This is a genomic window from Pseudomonas sp. 18-147 (assembly GCF_051048045.1).
Lineage (GTDB): Bacteria > Pseudomonadota > Gammaproteobacteria > Pseudomonadales > Pseudomonadaceae > Pseudomonas > Pseudomonas aeruginosa.
Window position 1 is genome coordinate 6,308,696 of record NZ_CP182296.1, and the last position, 16,557, is coordinate 6,325,252.

Below are 16,557 nucleotides of genomic sequence, written 5' to 3' on the forward strand. Positions count from 1 at the left end.
CATGAAAAAGCCGGCGCATGCGCCGGCTTTTCTATTCCACGTGCGGCCTACTTGATCAGCCGCAGGCAGAACGGATAGCGATAGGCCTTGCCTTCGTTGGCCTTGATGCCGGCGATGATGGTCAACACCAGCGCCGCCAGGCAGACCAGGCCGAGCAGGAAGAAGCCGATCACCACCAGCATCAGCAGGAAGCTGACGAACATCGCCAGCGCCACGGTGATCTGGAAGTTCAGCGCTTCCTTGCCCTGGGCGTCGACGAACGGATCGCTCTCGCGCTTGAGTTGCCAGACGATCAGCGGCCCGAGCAGGCTGCCGAAGGGAAACACCAGGCCGATGAATGCCGCGAAATGGCAGAACATCGCCCATTGCCGGGCTTCCTGGCCGGGGGTCGCGGCGACCTCTTCGGATACATCGTTCATGTAGCGCTCCTTCTCCGGGGCCCGGCAGGCAGTGCCGGGCGTCTGCTCATTCGGCCAGCGCGGCGCGCTGAAGTTCGAACAGCTCCTGCATGCCCTGCTGAGCCAGTTCGAGCATGGCGTTCAGCTCGGCGGGACGGAACGGCGCGCCTTCGGCGGTTCCCTGCACCTCGATGAAGCCGCCGGCATCGGTCATCACTACGTTCAGGTCGGTTTCCGCGGCGGAATCCTCCAGGTAGTCCAGGTCGAGGACCGGCACGCCCTGGTAGATGCCCACGGAAACGGCGGCGACCATCTGCTTCAGCGGATTGCCCTTGAGCGCGCCACGCTTCTTCAGCACCGCCAGGGCGTCGATCAGCGCCACGGTGGCGCCGGTGATCGAGGCGGTGCGGGTGCCGCCGTCGGCCTGGATCACGTCGCAGTCGATGTACAGGGTGTTCTCGCCGAGCTTGCTGAGGTCCAGCGCCGCTCGCAGGGAACGGCCGATCAGGCGCTGGATCTCCAGGGTACGACCGCCCTGCTTGCCGCGGCTGGCCTCGCGCTGGTTACGCTCGCCGGTGGAGCGCGGCAGCATGCCGTACTCGGCGGTCAGCCAACCCTGGCCCTGGCCCTTGAGGAAGCGCGGCACCCCGGACTCGGCGCTGACGGTGCAGATCACCTTGGTATCGCCGAACTCGACCAGCACCGAACCTTCTGCGTGCTTGGTGTAATGGCGGGTGATGCGGATCGGGCGCAGCTGGTCGGCGGCACGGCCACTGGGACGATTCATCGTGGATATCCTGTACTGAGAAAGCGGAATTGGCCGCCATTATAGAGGCCAGCCCGGGCTCTCAACCACCGTCGGCGTGCGGGCCCCGCCGGACGTGGGTTACAATGCCCGGCTCGAATCACGGCAGCCGCGCGCGTCCGGCGCCGAACGCACTCCCCACACGACTATCGAGGTAGACCCATGGTGCACAGCATGACCGCCTTCGCCCGCGTCGAGCAGGCCGGTACCCACGGCACCCTGAGCTGGGAGCTGCGCTCGGTCAACCACCGTTACCTGGAGCCCCACCTGCGCCTGCCCGACGCCTTCCGCGACCTCGAAGGCGCGGTGCGCGAGGCGCTGCGCCAGGGCCTGTCGCGTGGCAAGGTGGAATGCACCCTGCGCTTCGCCGAGGAAACCGCCGGCAAGAGCCTGCAGGTCGACCAGGAGCGCGCCCGCCAACTGGTCGCCGCCGCCGAAGGCGTAGCCGCCCTGATCCGCCAGCCGGCGCCGCTCGATCCGCTCGCCGTGCTGGCCTGGCCCGGCGTACTGGTGGCCGACTCGGCCGATCCGCAGGCGCTCAACGCCGCCGCCCTGGAAGCCTTCGGCCAGGCCCTGGAGCAACTCAAGGCCGGCCGCTCGCGCGAAGGCCTGGAGCTGGCGAAGCTGCTCAACGATCGGCTCGACGCGATGCTGGTGGAAGTCGGCAACCTGCGCGAACTGGTGCCGACCATGCTGGCCAACCAGCGGCAGAAGATCCTCGACCGCTTCGCCGAACTCAAGGCCGAACTCGATCCGCAGCGCCTGGAGCAGGAACTGGTCCTGCTGGCGCAGAAGAGCGATGTCGCCGAGGAGCTGGACCGCCTCGCCACCCACGTCGGCGAGGTCCGCCGGGTCCTCAAGGCCGGCGGCGCCGCCGGTCGGCGCCTGGACTTCCTGATGCAGGAACTCAACCGGGAAGCCAACACTCTAGGCTCCAAGGCGTTCGACCCGCGCTCGACCCAGGCGGCGGTCAACCTCAAGGTCCTGATCGAGCAGATGCGCGAGCAGGTCCAGAACATCGAATGACCGGCGGGCGCCTCCGCCCGATCTCTTTCCAACCCGTACGAAGCACCAGGAACACCTCATGTCCGGCACCCTGTACATCGTTTCCGCTCCCTCCGGCGCCGGCAAGACCAGCCTGGTGAAGGCCCTGCTCGACGCCGCCCCCGAGGTCCGCGTGTCCGTCTCCCATACCACCCGCGGCATGCGTCCGGGCGAGGTGGACGGGGTCAACTACCACTTCACCAGCCGCGAGGAATTCCTCGCCATGCTCGAGCGCAACGAGTTCCTCGAGCATGCCGAAGTCTTCGGCAACCTCTACGGCACCTCGCAGCGCTGGGTCGAGAAAACCCTCGCCGAAGGCCTCGACCTGATCCTCGAGATCGACTGGCAGGGCGCCCAGCAGGTGCGCCGGCTGATGCCCGAGGCCCAATCGATCTTCATCCTCCCGCCGAGCCAGGAAGCCCTGCGCCAGCGCCTGACCAACCGCGGCCAGGACAGCGACGAGGTGATCGAGCGGCGCATGCGCGAAGCCGTCAGCGAAATGAGCCACTACGTGGAGTACGATCACCTGGTGATCAACGACGATTTCGCCCACGCCCTGGACGACCTCAAGGCGATCTTCCGCGCCCGCCAGTTGCGCCAGGACGCCCAGCAGCAACGCCACGCCGAACTGCTCGGTCGTCTGCTCGCCTAAATCGGCTCTTCCATAAAGATTGGCGATTTTTTAGACTATTCAGTCCGCCCGGCAAACGTCGGGCTCACTTTTCGTTACGAGGAACACCATGGCCCGCGTCACCGTTGAAGACTGCCTGGACAACGTCGATAACCGTTTCGAGCTGGTCATGCTCGCCACCAAGCGCGCCCGTCAGCTGGCTACCGGCGGCAAGGAGCCGAAAGTGGCCTGGGAAAACGACAAGCCGACCGTCGTCGCCCTGCGCGAGATCGCTTCCGGCCTGGTCGATGAGAACGTCGTCCAGCAGGAAGACATCGTCGAGGACGAACCGCTGTTCGCAGCGTTCGACGACGAGGCCAACACCGAGGCCCTGTAAGCCATGGCCTCGGCTCGACGTCGCCTGCGAGCGCCGCAACCCGCCTACGGGCAGGGGGTGAACCCTTGCCGGGCATAGACGCCTTCGCCGACAGACTGTCGAGCTACCTCGGGCCGGACCAGGTCAACCTGGTCCGCCGCGCCTACTACTACGCCGAGCAGGCCCACGACGGGCAACGCCGCCGCAGCGGCGAACCGTACGTGACCCACCCGCTGGCGGTCTCCAACATCCTCGCCGACATGCACATGGACCATCAGAGCCTGATGGCCGCGATGCTGCACGACGTGATCGAGGACACCGGCATCGCCAAGGAAGCGCTCACCGCGCAGTTCGGCGAGACGGTTTCGGAACTGGTCGACGGGGTCAGCAAGCTGACCCAGATGAACTTCGAGACCAAAGCCGAGGCCCAGGCCGAGAACTTCCAGAAGATGGCCATGGCCATGGCCCGCGACATCCGCGTGATCCTGGTCAAGCTGGCCGACCGCCTGCACAACATGCGCACCCTCGAGGTGCTGTCCGGCGAAAAGCGCCGGCGCATCGCCAAGGAAACCCTGGAAATCTACGCGCCCATCGCCAACCGCCTGGGCATGCACACCATGCGCGTGGAGTTCGAGGACCTCGGTTTCAAGGCCATGCACCCGATGCGCGCCGAGCGCATCCGCCAGGCGGTGAAGAAGGCCCGCGGCAACCGCCGCGAGATCGTCGGCAAGATCCAGGAGTCGCTGGTCAACTGCCTCGCCCGCGAAGGCATGGAAGGCCAGGTGATCGGCCGCGAGAAGCACCTCTACAGCATCTACCAGAAGATGCGCGGCAAGCGTAAGGCGTTCAACGAGATCATGGACGTCTACGCCTTCCGCATCATCGTCGACAAGGTCGATACCTGTTATCGCGTGCTGGGCGCCGTGCACAGCCTGTACAAGCCGTTCCCCGGACGCTTCAAGGACTACATCGCGATTCCCAAGGCCAACGGCTACCAGTCGCTGCATACCACCCTGTTCGGCATGCACGGGGTGCCCATCGAGATCCAGATCCGTACCCGCGAGATGGAAGAGATGGCCAACCACGGGATCGCCGCTCACTGGCTGTACAAGTCCAACGACGAGACGCCCAAGGGCACCCATGCCCGCGCCCGGCAATGGGTGAAGGGCGTGCTGGAACTGCAGCAGCGCGCCGGCAACTCGCTGGAATTCATCGAGAACGTGAAGATCGACCTGTTCCCGGACGAGGTCTACGTGTTCACGCCCAAGGGCCGCATCATGGAACTGCCCAAGGGTTCCACCGCGGTCGACTTCGCCTACGCGGTGCACACCGACGTCGGCAACAGTTGCATCGCCTGCCGCATCAACCGTCGCCTGGCGCCGCTCTCCGAGCCGTTGCAGAGCGGCCAGACGGTGGAAATCGTCACCGCCCCGGGCGCCCGGCCGAACCCGGCCTGGCTGAGCTTCGTGGTCACCGGCAAGGCGCGCACCCATATCCGCCATGCGCTCAAGCTGCAACGCCGCTCCGAGTCGATCAACCTCGGCGAGCGCCTGCTGAACAAGACCCTTACCGGCTTCGACAGCCACCTCGAGAAGATTCCCCAGGAACGCATCCAGGCCGTGCTCGCCGAGTACCGCATGGAAGTCTTCGAGGACCTGCTGGAAGAGATCGGCCTGGGCAACCGCATGGCCTACGTGGTCGCCCGCCGCCTGCTGTCCAGCGAGGGCGAGGAAGCGCCAAGCGCCGAGGGTCCGCTGGCGATCCGCGGCACCGAAGGCCTGGTCCTGAGCTACGCCAAGTGCTGCACGCCGATTCCCGGCGACCCGATCGTTGGCCACCTGTCCGCCGGCAAGGGCATGGTGGTGCACCTGGAAAGCTGCAAGAACATCAGCGAAGTACGCCACAACCCGGAAAAATGCATCCAGCTCAGCTGGGCCAAGGATGTCACCGGCGAATTCAATGTCGAACTGCGCGTCGAGCTGGAGCACCAGCGTGGCCTGATCGCCCTGCTCGCCACCAGCGTCAACGCGGCCGACGGCAACATCGAGAAGATCAGCATGGACGAGCGCGACGGTCGCATCAGCGTGGTCCAACTGGTCGTCAGCGTGCACGATCGCGTCCACCTGGCCCGCGTCATCAAGAAGCTGCGCGCCCTCAAGGGAGTGATCCGGATCACCCGCCTGCGCAGCTGACCCACTTTTTCCTGTGTCATCCGGCGCCCCCGCGCCCACTCGATTTCAGCAAGGAGTTCCCATGACCAAGACCGTTATCCACACCGACAACGCCCCGGCCGCCATCGGCACCTACTCCCAGGCCATCAAGGCCGGCAATACCGTCTACGTGTCCGGGCAGATCCCGCTGGACCCGAAGACCATGGAACTGGTGGAAGGCTTCGAGGAGCAGACCGTTCAGGTATTCGAGAACCTCAAGGCGGTGATCGAGGCTTCCGGCGGCTACCTGCACGACGTCGCCAAGCTGAACATCTTCCTCACCGACCTGTCGCACTTCGCCAAGGTCAACGAGATCATGGGCCGCTACTTCACCCAGCCCTACCCGGCGCGCGCCGCCATCGGCGTGGCCGCCCTGCCGAAGGGTGCACAGGTGGAAATGGACGCCATCGTCGTCCTCGAGTAAGCCGGATGTTCGCGACGGGGCCCAAGGCCCCGTCGCTCTGCATGGAGTAGCACGATGCGCCGCGTGATTTTCCTCGCCGCAGCCGCCACCCTGCTGGCCGGCTGCGCCGGCACGGCCGATCCGTCCGGCACCTGGATCAACCAGGCCGCGATCGACGCCGCGAGCAAGGACGGCAAGCTGCGCGAGGCCCTGCTCGCCTATGGCCCGAACCTGGAGTGGAAGCTCGACAGCAAGGCAGGCGAAGCCACCTTCAGCAACGGCTTCGAACTGGGCGAAGGGACCCTGAGCAAGAGCGATGACGAGCACTGGAAGGTTGCCTTCTATGGCGACGACAACCAGGAGAGCCTCGAACTGGACGGCAAGGAGCTGATCCAGCAGGCCAGCGCCAACGGCCCGGAACAGCGTTTCCGCCGTCTCGACCCGCAACCCGCGGCCAACAGCCCTGCCGGCAGCGGTTTCGAGCGGGCCTTGTACGGCAGCTATCTGAAGGGCAGCTGGAAGATCCGCGAAGGCCAGGGCCAGGGCGGCAAGGTCGAGTTCCAGGCCAATGGCCTGGTCAGCGGTCTGCCCGGCGCCGAACGCTACGCGCTGTGCCTGGCCGGCGATTGCGCGGCGATGAGCGGCGACAACGACAGCATCTGGCTGCAACAAGGCAACCGCGGCCGCGAACTGCTGTTCAGCCTCGACGACGACGAGCTGCAACTGTTCGAGGCGGTCAACACCGCCGGCGCCAACGAGATGCCCAGCTACGTGCCCGGCAAGCGCGTCTGGCTACTGGAGCGCTGACGCCTCTCAGAGGGCGGCCAGCACCAGCCAGCCGCCCAGCGCCAGCAGCAGAACGCCGCACAGCCGGTCCAGCGCACCTACCCGCCGTTGCAACCAGCCGCGCCAGCGCGGCCTGTCCAGCAGGCGCACCAGCGCCATGTCCCAGCACAGCACCGCCAGGCTCATCCACGCCAGGCACAGGGCCAGCGCCCAGCCCGGCAGGCTGAAGCGCGCCAGCACGCCGAACAGCCCCGCATAGAAGATCGGCAGCTTGGGATTCAGGCTGCTCGCCAGCAGGCCGTCGCGCAGCCCGCGCAGATAGCCGCCGCGGGACGGGACGTCGCGCTGCGCCGGCATTTCCAGTCGCCGCTGCGCAAGCAGCGCCTGGCCCGCCAGCCAGAGGAAGTACAGTCCGCCGAGCACCTGCAGCCAGCGCAAGGCGCTGTGCGCCGAGTCCGGCACGCTGGCCAGCAGGCCGAGCACCAGCAGCATGCTCAGGAGGTTGGCCAGGGCGATGCCGGCGGCCACCCCGTCGGCCTGGCGCCGGTCGCGCAGCAGGGCGGCGCGTACCAACAGGAAGAAGTCCGGCCCCGGCGACAGCAGGGCAGCGAAATGGGTACTGGCGACAAGGACGAACGCGGCGAACATGAAGGTCCCTCGAAACGCGAAGGCCTCCAGTCTGTGCAGCGCGGCGGGCGCCGTATTGGAAAAAACTCAGGTCTTGGCGCTGCGCCGGAACTGCCCCGGAGTGACCCCGGTGAAACGCCGGAAGGTCGTGGAGAAGTGCGCCTGGTCGTAGAAGCCGAGGTGCTGGGCGAGTTCCGCCAGCGGCCGTTCTTCCAGCAACAGGCGCTTGGCCTGGCGCACCCGGCATTGCAGTTGGTAGGTATGCGGAGGTACGCCGTAGGCACGCCGGAAAGCCTCGATCAGATGGCGCGGGTGGCGCTGCAGCAACTGCGCCAGTTGGTCCAGACCGAGCGCCTCGGTGGCATGCGCTTCCAGGTAATCGCGCAGGCGTGCGGTGGTTCCGCCGTCGCGGGGCGCCGCAGCCGCCGGGCGCAAGCCGCCGTGGCGCACGAAGACCTGTTCGAGCAAGGCCAGCAGGCGGCTTTCCAACCCCAATGCGTCGCTGCGCTGGAAATCCTCGGCCAGCCACGCCAGGCCAGCCGCCACGCTGCCGTCGTCGGCCGGGTTCAGTTCGCCGAAGCCGCGCGGCAACTGTTTGCGGCCGAGCAGGCCGAGCAGGCGCGTTTCCTCGACATAGAGCATCCGGTAGACCAGCCGCTCGGATTCGGCGTGCCCGGTATGTGGCTCTTCCGGGTTCATCAGCGACAGGGTGCCGGCCGGCAGCGCATGGCGCCGCCCGCGGCACTGGTAGCCGCCGACGCCGTGGAGGATCGAGCCGATGGCGAAGGCCGAATGGCTGTGGCGGCCGAACGCCTGGCCGGAGAAGTCCGCATGGAACAGTTCCACGCCAGGCAGCCAGGGACGCGCCAACAACCGGTTGGCAGCCATCAGGCGTCCCCGAGCACCGCCGCGTAGCCCTCGCGGTAGCTGGGATAGCGCGGCACCCAGCCGAGCGCCCGGGCGCGGCGGTTGCTGCAACGCTTGCTGCCGGCGCGGCGTACCGAATGTTCGTCGGCCCATTGGCTGACGCCCAGGCGCTGGCGCAGGTAGTCGACCACCTCGTGCATCGCCACGGGCGCGTCGTCGACACCGATGTAGCAGTCCTCCAGCGCCTGGCCGCCGGCATCGGCGCGCAACAGGAAGGCCAGCAGCCCGGCCGCATCGTCGGCGTGGATCCGGTTGGCATACAGGGGCGGCTCGCTGACCACCCGGTACCCCTGGCGCACCTGGTTGAGCAGCCACTCCCGCCCCGGACCGTAGATGCCGGCCAGGCGCACGCGGGTAGCCGGTATCCCGCTGTCCAGCGCGACCTGCTCGGCGTCGAGCATGATCCGTCCGGAATAGGCCTGGGAAAGCGCCGGCGACTCCTCGTCGATCCAGCCGCCATCGGTCTGCGCGTAGACCCCGGTGCTGGAGACGAACAGCAGGCGCCTGGGCCGCTGGCCGTGGGCCTGCAACCAGCCCAGCACATGGCGCAGGCCGTCGACGTAGGCGGCACGGTAGCCAGCCTCGTCGTGCTGACTGGCGGCGGCGCTGTACACCAGGTAGTCGAGCGGCTCGCTCGGCCACTGCGCGGGACACTCCGGAGCCTGCAGATCGCCAGCCACCGGCAGGATCCCCTGCGGCAAGGCGTCCACCGAGCGACGCAGGCCATGGACCCGCCAGCCATCGGCCAGCAGCGCCTCGCCGAGGCGCCCGCCGACATCGCCGCAGCCGGCGATCATCACTGTTTGCGACATGAAGCCGTCTCCTTCCTACAACAAGGCGGGCAGTGTAGGCGTCGAATCGTCTGCAATGCACGCCCGATCATGCCCCCGGAGGTTGGTTCGCGGCGGTGCAGCCGCTATGCTTGGCCGATCTTAACGGATGAGCAGCCATGACCCTCACCGAACTGCGCTACATCGTCACCCTCGCCCAGGAACAACACTTCGGCCGCGCCGCCGAGCGTTGCCACGTCAGCCAACCGACCCTCTCGGTCGGCGTGAAGAAGCTCGAGGACGAGCTGGGGGTGCTGATCTTCGAGCGCAGCAAGAGCGCCGTGCGCCTGACGCCAGTGGGCGAAGGCATCGTCGCCCAGGCGCAGAAGGTCCTCGAACAGGCCCAGGGCATCCGCGAGCTGGCCCAGGCCGGCAAGAACCAGTTGGCCGCGCCGCTGAAGGTCGGCGCCATCTACACCATCGGTCCCTACCTGTTCCCGCACCTGATTCCCCAGCTGCACCGGGTCGCGCCGCAGATGCCGCTGTACATCGAGGAGAACTTCACCCATATCCTCCGCGACAAGCTGCGTACCGGCGAACTCGACGCGATCATCATCGCCCTGCCGTTCCAGGAAGCCGACGTCCTGACCAAGCCGCTGTTCGACGAGCCCTTCTATGTGCTGATGCCGGCCGACCATCCCTGGACCGCCAAGGCCAGCATCGATTCCGAGCTGCTCAACGACAAGAGCCTGCTCCTGCTCGGCGAAGGCCACTGCTTCCGCGACCAGGTGCTGGAAGCCTGCCCGACCGTGCGCAAGGGCGACGAGAACAAGCACACCACGGTGGAGTCCTCGTCGCTGGAGACCATCCGCCACATGGTCGCCTCCGGACTGGGCGTCTCGGTGCTGCCGTTCTCCGCGGTGGACAGCCACCACTACGCGCCGGGCGTCATCGAAGTGCGCCCGTTCAGCGCGCCGGTGCCGTTCCGTACCGTTGCCATCGCCTGGCGCGCCAGCTTCCCGCGTCCACGCGCCATCGAAGTGCTGGCCGACTCGATCCGCCTGTGCTCGGTGGCCCGTCCGCAAACCCAGGAACAACCGCAAATAGCATGACCGAGCTGTCCAGGGTCCCGGTCACCGCGCTAAAGGGCGTAGGCGCCGCGCTGGCGGAGAAGCTCGCTCGGGTAGGCCTGGAAACCCTGCAGGACATCCTGTTCCACCTGCCCCTGCGCTACCAGGACCGTACCCGCGTCACCGCCATCGGCGCCCTGCGGCCAGGGGCCGACGCGGTGGTCGAGGGCGTGGTGGCCGGCGCCGACGTGGTGATGGGGCGCCGCCGCAGCCTGCTGGTGCGCCTGCAGGACGGCAGCGGCACCCTGAGCCTGCGCTTCTACCATTTCAGCCAGGCGCAGAAGGACGGTCTCAAGCGCGGCACCCACCTGCGCTGCTACGGCGAAGTCCGGCCGGGTGCCTCGGGCCTGGAGATCTACCATCCGGAATACCGCGCGCTGAACGGCGACGAGCCGATTCCGGTGGAGCAGACCCTGACGCCGATCTACCCGACTACCGAGGGCCTCACCCAGCAGCGCCTGCGCCAGTTGAGCCAACAGGCCCTGGCCATGCTCGGCCCCAGCAGCCTGCCCGACTGGCTGCCGGCGGAACTGGCCCGCGATTACCAACTTGGCCCGCTCGACCAGGCGATCCGCTACCTGCACCGGCCGCCGCCGGATGCCGACATCGAGGAACTGGCCGAAGGCCGGCACTGGGCGCAGTTGCGCCTGGCCTTCGAAGAACTGCTGACCCACCAGTTATCCCTGCAGCGCCTGCGCGAAGCCGTGCGCTCGCAGGCAGCGCCGCGCTTGCCGGCGGCCAGCCGCTTGCCGAAACGCTTCCTTGCCAACCTCGGCTTCCAGCCGACCGGCGCGCAACGCCGGGTCGGCGCGGAGATCGCCTACGACCTGGCCCAGGACGAACCGATGCTGCGCCTGGTGCAAGGCGACGTCGGCGCCGGCAAGACCGTGGTCGCCGCCCTCGCCGCCCTGCAAGCCATAGAGGCCGGTTACCAGGTGGCGCTGATGGCGCCGACCGAGATCCTCGCCGAGCAGCATTTCCTCAACTTCAGCAAGTGGCTCCAGCCGCTGGACATCGAAGTCGCGTGGCTGGCCGGCAAGCTCAAGGGCAAGGCCCGCGCGGCGGCACTGGAACGCATCGGCGACGGCGCGCCGATGGTGGTCGGCACCCACGCGCTGTTCCAGGATGAAGTGAAATTCAAGCGCCTTGCACTGGCGATCATCGACGAACAGCACCGCTTCGGCGTGCAGCAGCGCCTGGCCCTGCGCCAGAAGGGCGTGGACGGCAGGCTCTGCCCACACCAGTTGATCATGACCGCCACGCCGATCCCGCGGACCCTGGCGATGAGCGCCTATGCCGACCTCGACACCTCGATCCTCGACGAGCTGCCGCCCGGGCGTACCCCGGTGAATACCGTGCTGGTGGCCGACAGCCGCCGTATCGAGGTGATCGAGCGAGTCCGCGCGGCTTGCCGCGAAGGGCGCCAGGCCTACTGGGTGTGTACCCTGATCGAAGAGTCCGAGGAGCTTACCTGCCAAGCCGCCGAGACCACCTACGAAGAGCTTTCCTGGGCGCTGGGCGAACTGCGTGTCGGCCTGATCCACGGGCGCATGAAGCCGGCGGACAAGGCCGTGGTGATGGAGGCCTTCAAGGAAGGCATGTTGCAACTGCTGGTGGCGACCACGGTGATCGAGGTCGGCGTCGACGTGCCCAACGCCAGCCTGATGATCATCGAGAACCCCGAGCGCCTTGGCCTGGCCCAACTGCACCAGCTACGCGGCCGGGTTGGCCGGGGCAGCGCCGCCAGCCACTGCGTGCTGCTCTACCACCCACCGCTGTCGCAGATCGGCCGCGAGCGGCTGGGCATCATGCGCGAAACCAGCGACGGCTTCGTCATCGCCGAGAAGGACCTGGAATTGCGCGGCCCCGGCGAAATGCTCGGCACCCGCCAGACCGGCCTGCTGCAATTCAAGGTCGCCGACCTGATGCGCGACGCAGACCTGCTGCCGGCGGTCCGCGATGCCGCCCAATCCCTCCTGGCGCACTGGCCGCAGCATGTCAGCCCGCTGCTCGAACGGTGGTTGCGCCACGGCCAGCAATACGGTCAAGTGTGATCTATTTCGCTCTCGCTGACCGGCGTAGGTCTCAGTCTTGAAGCAGCTCTGGTTATACTGAGGGAAAATCCAGCTCGCATGGTCTCGTCATGACAGAAGCCGCCCTGGCCTCCGCCGATGCTCCGCACGCCCCCCAGGTCATCCTCCAGCTGCTCGCCAAGCTAGGCATCGCCTGCCGCGAGGTCAGCGACAGCGCGGAGCTGCCTGCCGCCCGCCGGGTCCAGGCGGTGCTGCTGGACGACGCCGTCGGCACCCTGCTGGTGCTGTTCCCGCAGAGCCAGTTGCTGGACCTCGCCCGGCTCACCGAACTGACCGGCCGCAAGCTGCTGGCGATCAAGCCCGAGCGCCTGGAGCGAATGCTCGGCAAGCACGAGTTGCACCGCCTGCCGGCGTTGCCGCCCCTGACCAGTTCGCCCTGCCTGTACGACGAGCGCCTGTTGCAGGAACCGCGCCTGCTGATCGAGTCCGGCCAGCCCGGCATCCTCCTGGAGATCGCCAGCAACGACTTCCGCGGCCTGCTGGGCAAGGCCAGCGCCGCGCGCTTCGGCGAACCGCTGGAAAACATCAACCTGAACCTTGACCGCCCGGACGACGACCGCGCGGAAATCAGCCAGGCCGTGCAGGCCTTCACCGCCCGGCGCATCCAGCAGCGCCTGGAGCAGACCATCGAGATTCCACCGCTGCCGCAGACGGCGCAGAAGATCATCAAGCTGCGGGTCGACCCCAACGCCAGCGTCGACGACATCACCGGCCTGGTGGAAACCGATCCGGCGCTCGCCGCCCAGGTGGTCAGTTGGGCGGCCTCGCCCTACTACGCCGCGCCGGGCAAGATCCGCTCGGTGGAAGACGCGATCGTCCGCGTCCTCGGTTTCGACCTGGTGATCAACCTGGCCCTCGGCCTCGCCCTGGGCAAGAGCCTGAGCCTGCCCAAGGACCAGCCACAGCAGGCCACGCCCTACTGGCAGCAAGCGATCTACACCGCAGCGGTGATCGAGGGCCTGACCCGCGCCATGCCGCGCGAGCTGCGCCCGGAGTCCGGCCTGAGCTACCTGGGCGGCCTGCTGCACAATTTCGGCTACCTGGTCCTGGCGCATGTCTTCCCGCCGCATTTCTCGCTGATCTGCCGGCACCTGGAGGTCAACCCGCACCTCGGCCATGCCTATATCGAACAGCACCTACTGGGGATCACCCGCGAGCAGATCGGCGCCTGGCTGATGCGCGTCTGGGACATGCCTGACGACCTCTATTGCGCCCTGCGCTTCCAGCAGGACCCCAGCTACACCGGGCCGAACGCGGTCTACGCCAACCTGATCTGCCTGACCAACCGGTTGCTGCGCAACAGCGGCATCGGCGATGGCCCGCAGCAAGCGATTCCGGCGGCATTGTACGAGCGCCTAGGGATCACCCCGGAGAAGGCCGGGGACGCCGTGAAAAAGGTGCTGGAAGCGGAAGCGGCCCTGCGCGAACTGGCGGCCCAGTTCAATCGCTTGCCGGGGTGACCGGGTAGTCCGCTGCGAAACGCACTACCGAAAGGCTGCGGCCGCAGCCCGGATGAGATCGAAAGCCGCCCTCAGGCGGCTTTCTTCTCCGGAGCCTTCTTCTTCGGCTTGAGGTACTTCACCAGACCCTGGAACCAGATCACCAGCGCCGGATTGCCCTGTATCTGGATGTCCTTGTTCTGGATGCCCTGCATGAAGGCCAACTGCGGGTTCTTCGAAGTCATCGCGGCGAAACCGTAGGCTCCGTCCTTGAACCCCAGGGAAAAAGCCGGTTGCGGATGGGTACCGCGCTTGCTGCTGACGCGCAGGTCCCTGACCAGGTAGTGGCGCGCCACCTTGCCGTCGAGGGTATGCAACTGGAACACCAGGTCCTTGCCCTCGAGCTGCTTCTGGAAAGCGGGATTGTCGCGGCTGGCCTTGGCCATCAGGCGACCAAGCATCCACAGGAGAAGACGAAATTTCATGCACGCGCCTCGATATCCGGGGAGATGAGCGGCGCATTGTAGCTGTTCGCGAGGAGGACTACAGCTGTCCTTTCGATGAGCGCGGAAGCGTCTTCGACGAAGCCCGGAGCCGCTCTGACTCCGGGCTCTCGGCGGTCAGTTGACCGCGTCGCGCAGGGCCTTGCCCGGCTTGAAGGCGACGGTGTTGCTGGCCTTGATCTTCACCGGCTGGCCGGTCTGCGGGTTCTTCCCCGTGCGGGCTCCGCGATGGCGTTGCAGGAAGGTGCCGAAACCGACCAGGGTCACGCTGTCCTTGCGGTTCAGCGCGCCGGTGATTTCATCCAACAGGGCGTTGAGAACGCGATTGGCCTGTTCCTTGGTGAGATCGGCCTTTTCGGCGATAGCGGCGGCTAGTTCTGGTTTACGCATAGTTGCCTCTTTGACGGTTTGTTGTTTTTGTGTCCGTGCTGTCTTCCCAGCAGCGCTCAAAGGCACCGCAGTCCACCGGAACCATAGGCTCTAGACTGCGGTAGACGCGATGGAGGATGGCATGCTCCCGAGGACTGCGCCAGTATCGTCCGACAATTTTGCCGCAAGTCTCGACGGCATAACGGCCGGAACCAATGGCATTCAAGCCATGAGGCCGGGTAACTCTTTGTTCAGGGCCAATTTTTCGTTCACCGCCGCTCCGGTCAGGGCATAACCGATCACTCGACCAGCGGTATCCCGGCACAGGACCTTGAGGTCCGTTCCAGAGCCTTCCACTAGCCATTGGCCATCCATTCCGCGGGGCGGCGGCGACACCACCAGCGGGCAGGCCGGGGTCTTCACCGTCACCGGCATGGGACCGTAGGCCACCTGGCTGGGGTTGCCGGCGAGGGTCTGCGCCAGCGCGCGTGCGCAAGCCATCAGCGGCATCACATAGAGCAGGTTGAGGCCGTCCACTTCGGCGCAGTCGCCCAGCGCGTAGATGTTGGCGTGGGAGGTGCGCAGCGAGCGGTCGACGACGATCCCGCGGTTGACCGCCAGCCCGGCGGCGAAGGCCAGTTCGGTGCGCGGACGCAGGCCGACGGCGGAGACCACCAGGTCGCAGGGAATCACCTCGCCATCCGAAAGATGCGCTTCCAGCCCCTCGCCGGCCTTCTTCAGGCTGGCCAGCACCGGCCCCAGGTGGAAGCGCACGCCGAGGCCTTCCAGGCCTGCCTGCACGGCCTTCGCCGCGGCCGGGTGGAGCAGGCCCGGCATGACCTGCTCGCAAGGCGCCACCACGTCGAGCTGGTAGCCGCCGCTGGAGAGGTCGTTGGCGAATTCGCAACCGATCAGCCCCGCACCGAGCAGCAGTACCCGGCGCTTGCCGGCAGCCGCCTGGCGGAAGCGCGCGTAGTCTTCCAGGTCGTTGATCGGGTAGAGCGCTTCCTGGGCATCGCCCTCGACCGGCACCCGGATCGGCTCCGCGCCCCAGGCCAGGACCAGGTCGCGATAACGCACCTCTTCCTCGCCGATCCAGATCCGCTGATGGCCGGGATCGATACCGGTGACCCGGGTATGGGTCAGGATGCGTGCGTTCAGTTGCTCGGCCATGGCGCCCGGTTCGGCCATGGCCAGGCCGTCGGCGTCCTTGTTCTTCGAGAAGCCGGTGGAGAGCATCGGCTTGGAATAGGAACGGCCGTCGTCGGCGGTGATCATCAGCAGCGGCGTCTCGCTGTCCAGCTTGCGCCACTCGCGGGCCAGGTTGTAGCCCGCCAGGCCGGTTCCGATGATTACCAGGGGCGCACGCTCGCTCATTTCCGTTCCTCTGTGATTGCCGGCGCCGGGCGCCGCTTCTGTGGATTTCGCTCAGGCGATCTCGATCATCTCGAAATCGATCTTGCCGACACCGCAATCCGGGCAGACCCAGTCCGCCGGGATGTCTTCCCAACGGGTTCCCGCCGGAATGCCTTCTTCGGGCAGGCCCAGGGCTTCGTCGTAGATGAAGCCGCAGACCACGCATTGCCACTTGCGCATAGCCACCCTCCTCGTTCGTCGAACCTAGCTCAGCGTCGGTGGCCGGCCAACGGCAAGGCTGCCGGGCGTTCCCGGCAGGACAGTCAATGACCGGACCCAAGTCCCAAGGATAACTCCTGGACGGCCGCTGGCCAGGCATGAAAAAAGGCGGCCAGGGCCGCCTTCTTCGCCGGCGAGCGGGGCTCAGCCGATTTCGATCATCTCGAAGTCCAGCTTGCCGACGCCGCAGTCGGGGCACAGCCAGTCTTCAGGCACGTCTTCCCAGCGCGTTCCCGCCTCGATGCCTTCTTCCGGCCAGCCTTTGGCCTCGTCATAGATCAGTCCACACACCACGCATTGCCACTTCTTCATTGTTTACCTCGGGCGGGTTACCACGGTTCAGCGCCGGCAACCTATAACAAATCCACCCTGTCCGCCAACCTGCCCGAAAGGCAAGGTGGTGCCGAACGGGCCAACCAAAGATGGGTGGTG

19 protein-coding genes are annotated in these 16,557 nt (G+C 66.8%); 9 read left to right on the forward strand and 10 right to left on the reverse strand.

Going from position 1 to position 16,557, the window contains the following annotated elements; all coding sequences use genetic code 11:
• Positions 1–47: 47 nt before the first annotated feature.
• Both ACM0M4_RS29755 and rph read right to left on the reverse strand, forming a co-directional pair.
• On the reverse strand, positions 48–419 hold the full coding sequence (locus ACM0M4_RS29755; protein WP_003096590.1) for a DUF4870 domain-containing protein: 372 nt from the start codon (positions 417–419) through the stop codon (positions 48–50).
• A gap of 46 nt (positions 420–465) precedes the next feature.
• A complete protein-coding gene (rph, locus tag ACM0M4_RS29760) occupies positions 466–1,185 on the reverse strand; it encodes a ribonuclease PH (RefSeq protein WP_003096595.1) in 720 nt (239 codons plus the stop codon).
• A 180-nt stretch (positions 1,186–1,365) separates the two neighbouring features.
• Between rph and ACM0M4_RS29765 the strand changes: the two genes are divergently transcribed.
• The 6 genes from ACM0M4_RS29765 to ACM0M4_RS29790 all read left to right on the forward strand — a co-directional run bounded on the left by ACM0M4_RS29765 (position 1,366) and on the right by ACM0M4_RS29790 (position 6,653).
• Positions 1,366–2,229: a YicC/YloC family endoribonuclease gene (locus ACM0M4_RS29765; protein ID WP_003098315.1), complete on the forward strand. Its 864-nt coding sequence runs from the start codon at positions 1,366–1,368 to the stop codon at positions 2,227–2,229.
• Positions 2,230–2,287: 58 nt separating this feature from the next.
• On the forward strand, positions 2,288–2,899 hold the full coding sequence (gene gmk, locus ACM0M4_RS29770) for a guanylate kinase (RefSeq protein ID WP_003098317.1): 612 nt from the start codon (positions 2,288–2,290) through the stop codon (positions 2,897–2,899).
• 88 nt (positions 2,900–2,987) lie between these two features.
• The gene (gene rpoZ, locus ACM0M4_RS29775) at positions 2,988–3,254 is read left to right on the forward strand and encodes a DNA-directed RNA polymerase subunit omega (protein WP_003096602.1); all 267 of its coding nucleotides are present in this window, start codon (positions 2,988–2,990) and stop codon (positions 3,252–3,254) included.
• Between the two features lie 65 nt (positions 3,255–3,319).
• A complete protein-coding gene (gene spoT / locus ACM0M4_RS29780) occupies positions 3,320–5,425 on the forward strand; it encodes a bifunctional GTP diphosphokinase/guanosine-3',5'-bis pyrophosphate 3'-pyrophosphohydrolase (RefSeq protein WP_003096603.1) in 2,106 nt (701 codons plus the stop codon).
• A gap of 61 nt (positions 5,426–5,486) precedes the next feature.
• Positions 5,487–5,867: a RidA family protein gene (locus tag ACM0M4_RS29785; protein ID WP_003096609.1), complete on the forward strand. Its 381-nt coding sequence runs from the start codon at positions 5,487–5,489 to the stop codon at positions 5,865–5,867.
• Positions 5,868–5,921: 54 nt separating this feature from the next.
• Entirely contained in the window at positions 5,922–6,653 is a 732-nt protein-coding gene (locus ACM0M4_RS29790; RefSeq protein ID WP_003096611.1) for a hypothetical protein, read from the forward strand.
• A 6-nt stretch (positions 6,654–6,659) separates the two neighbouring features.
• Here the strand turns inward: ACM0M4_RS29790 and ACM0M4_RS29795 are convergent, their stop codons facing one another.
• The 3 genes from ACM0M4_RS29795 to ACM0M4_RS29805 form a co-directional block, all read right to left on the reverse strand.
• A complete protein-coding gene (locus ACM0M4_RS29795; protein ID WP_031755386.1) occupies positions 6,660–7,280 on the reverse strand; it encodes a LysE family translocator in 621 nt (206 codons plus the stop codon).
• A gap of 66 nt (positions 7,281–7,346) precedes the next feature.
• Positions 7,347–8,147 (reverse strand): AraC family transcriptional regulator, encoded by an 801-nt coding sequence (locus tag ACM0M4_RS29800; RefSeq protein WP_003114367.1) that lies wholly within the window; start codon positions 8,145–8,147, stop codon positions 7,347–7,349.
• Positions 8,147–8,998 (reverse strand): SDR family oxidoreductase, encoded by an 852-nt coding sequence (locus tag ACM0M4_RS29805; RefSeq protein ID WP_003096618.1) that lies wholly within the window; start codon positions 8,996–8,998, stop codon positions 8,147–8,149. The genes ACM0M4_RS29800 and ACM0M4_RS29805 overlap by 1 nt, the downstream gene beginning before the upstream one ends.
• 137 nt (positions 8,999–9,135) lie before the next feature.
• Between ACM0M4_RS29805 and oxyR the strand changes: the two genes are divergently transcribed.
• From oxyR to ACM0M4_RS29820, 3 genes are all read left to right on the forward strand, one after another.
• On the forward strand, positions 9,136–10,068 hold the full coding sequence (oxyR, locus tag ACM0M4_RS29810) for an oxidative stress transcriptional regulator OxyR (RefSeq protein WP_003096622.1): 933 nt from the start codon (positions 9,136–9,138) through the stop codon (positions 10,066–10,068).
• Positions 10,065–12,140, forward strand: coding sequence for an ATP-dependent DNA helicase RecG (gene recG / locus ACM0M4_RS29815; protein WP_031755384.1), 2,076 nt, complete (start codon positions 10,065–10,067; stop codon positions 12,138–12,140). The genes oxyR and recG overlap by 4 nt, the downstream gene beginning before the upstream one ends.
• Positions 12,141–12,229: 89 nt before the next feature.
• Complete coding sequence (locus tag ACM0M4_RS29820; RefSeq protein ID WP_003098324.1) at positions 12,230–13,639, forward strand: HDOD domain-containing protein; 1,410 nt, start codon at positions 12,230–12,232, stop codon at positions 13,637–13,639.
• A gap of 71 nt (positions 13,640–13,710) precedes the next feature.
• Here the strand turns inward: ACM0M4_RS29820 and ACM0M4_RS29825 are convergent, their stop codons facing one another.
• From ACM0M4_RS29825 to ACM0M4_RS29845, 5 genes are all read right to left on the reverse strand, one after another.
• Positions 13,711–14,103, reverse strand: coding sequence for a hypothetical protein (locus tag ACM0M4_RS29825; RefSeq protein ID WP_003096629.1), 393 nt, complete (start codon positions 14,101–14,103; stop codon positions 13,711–13,713).
• Between the two features lie 135 nt (positions 14,104–14,238).
• Positions 14,239–14,511, reverse strand: coding sequence for an HU family DNA-binding protein (locus ACM0M4_RS29830; protein WP_003096630.1), 273 nt, complete (start codon positions 14,509–14,511; stop codon positions 14,239–14,241).
• A 201-nt stretch (positions 14,512–14,712) separates the two neighbouring features.
• Positions 14,713–15,867, reverse strand: a complete 1,155-nt coding sequence (gene alkT / locus ACM0M4_RS29835) for a rubredoxin-NAD(+) reductase AlkT (protein WP_028681425.1) — start codon at positions 15,865–15,867, stop codon at positions 14,713–14,715.
• Positions 15,868–15,918: 51 nt separating this feature from the next.
• The gene (locus ACM0M4_RS29840) at positions 15,919–16,086 is read right to left on the reverse strand and encodes a rubredoxin (protein WP_003098329.1); all 168 of its coding nucleotides are present in this window, start codon (positions 16,084–16,086) and stop codon (positions 15,919–15,921) included.
• A 183-nt stretch (positions 16,087–16,269) separates the two neighbouring features.
• The gene (locus tag ACM0M4_RS29845; RefSeq protein WP_003098330.1) at positions 16,270–16,437 is read right to left on the reverse strand and encodes a rubredoxin; all 168 of its coding nucleotides are present in this window, start codon (positions 16,435–16,437) and stop codon (positions 16,270–16,272) included.
• Positions 16,438–16,557: the final 120 nt, after the last annotated feature.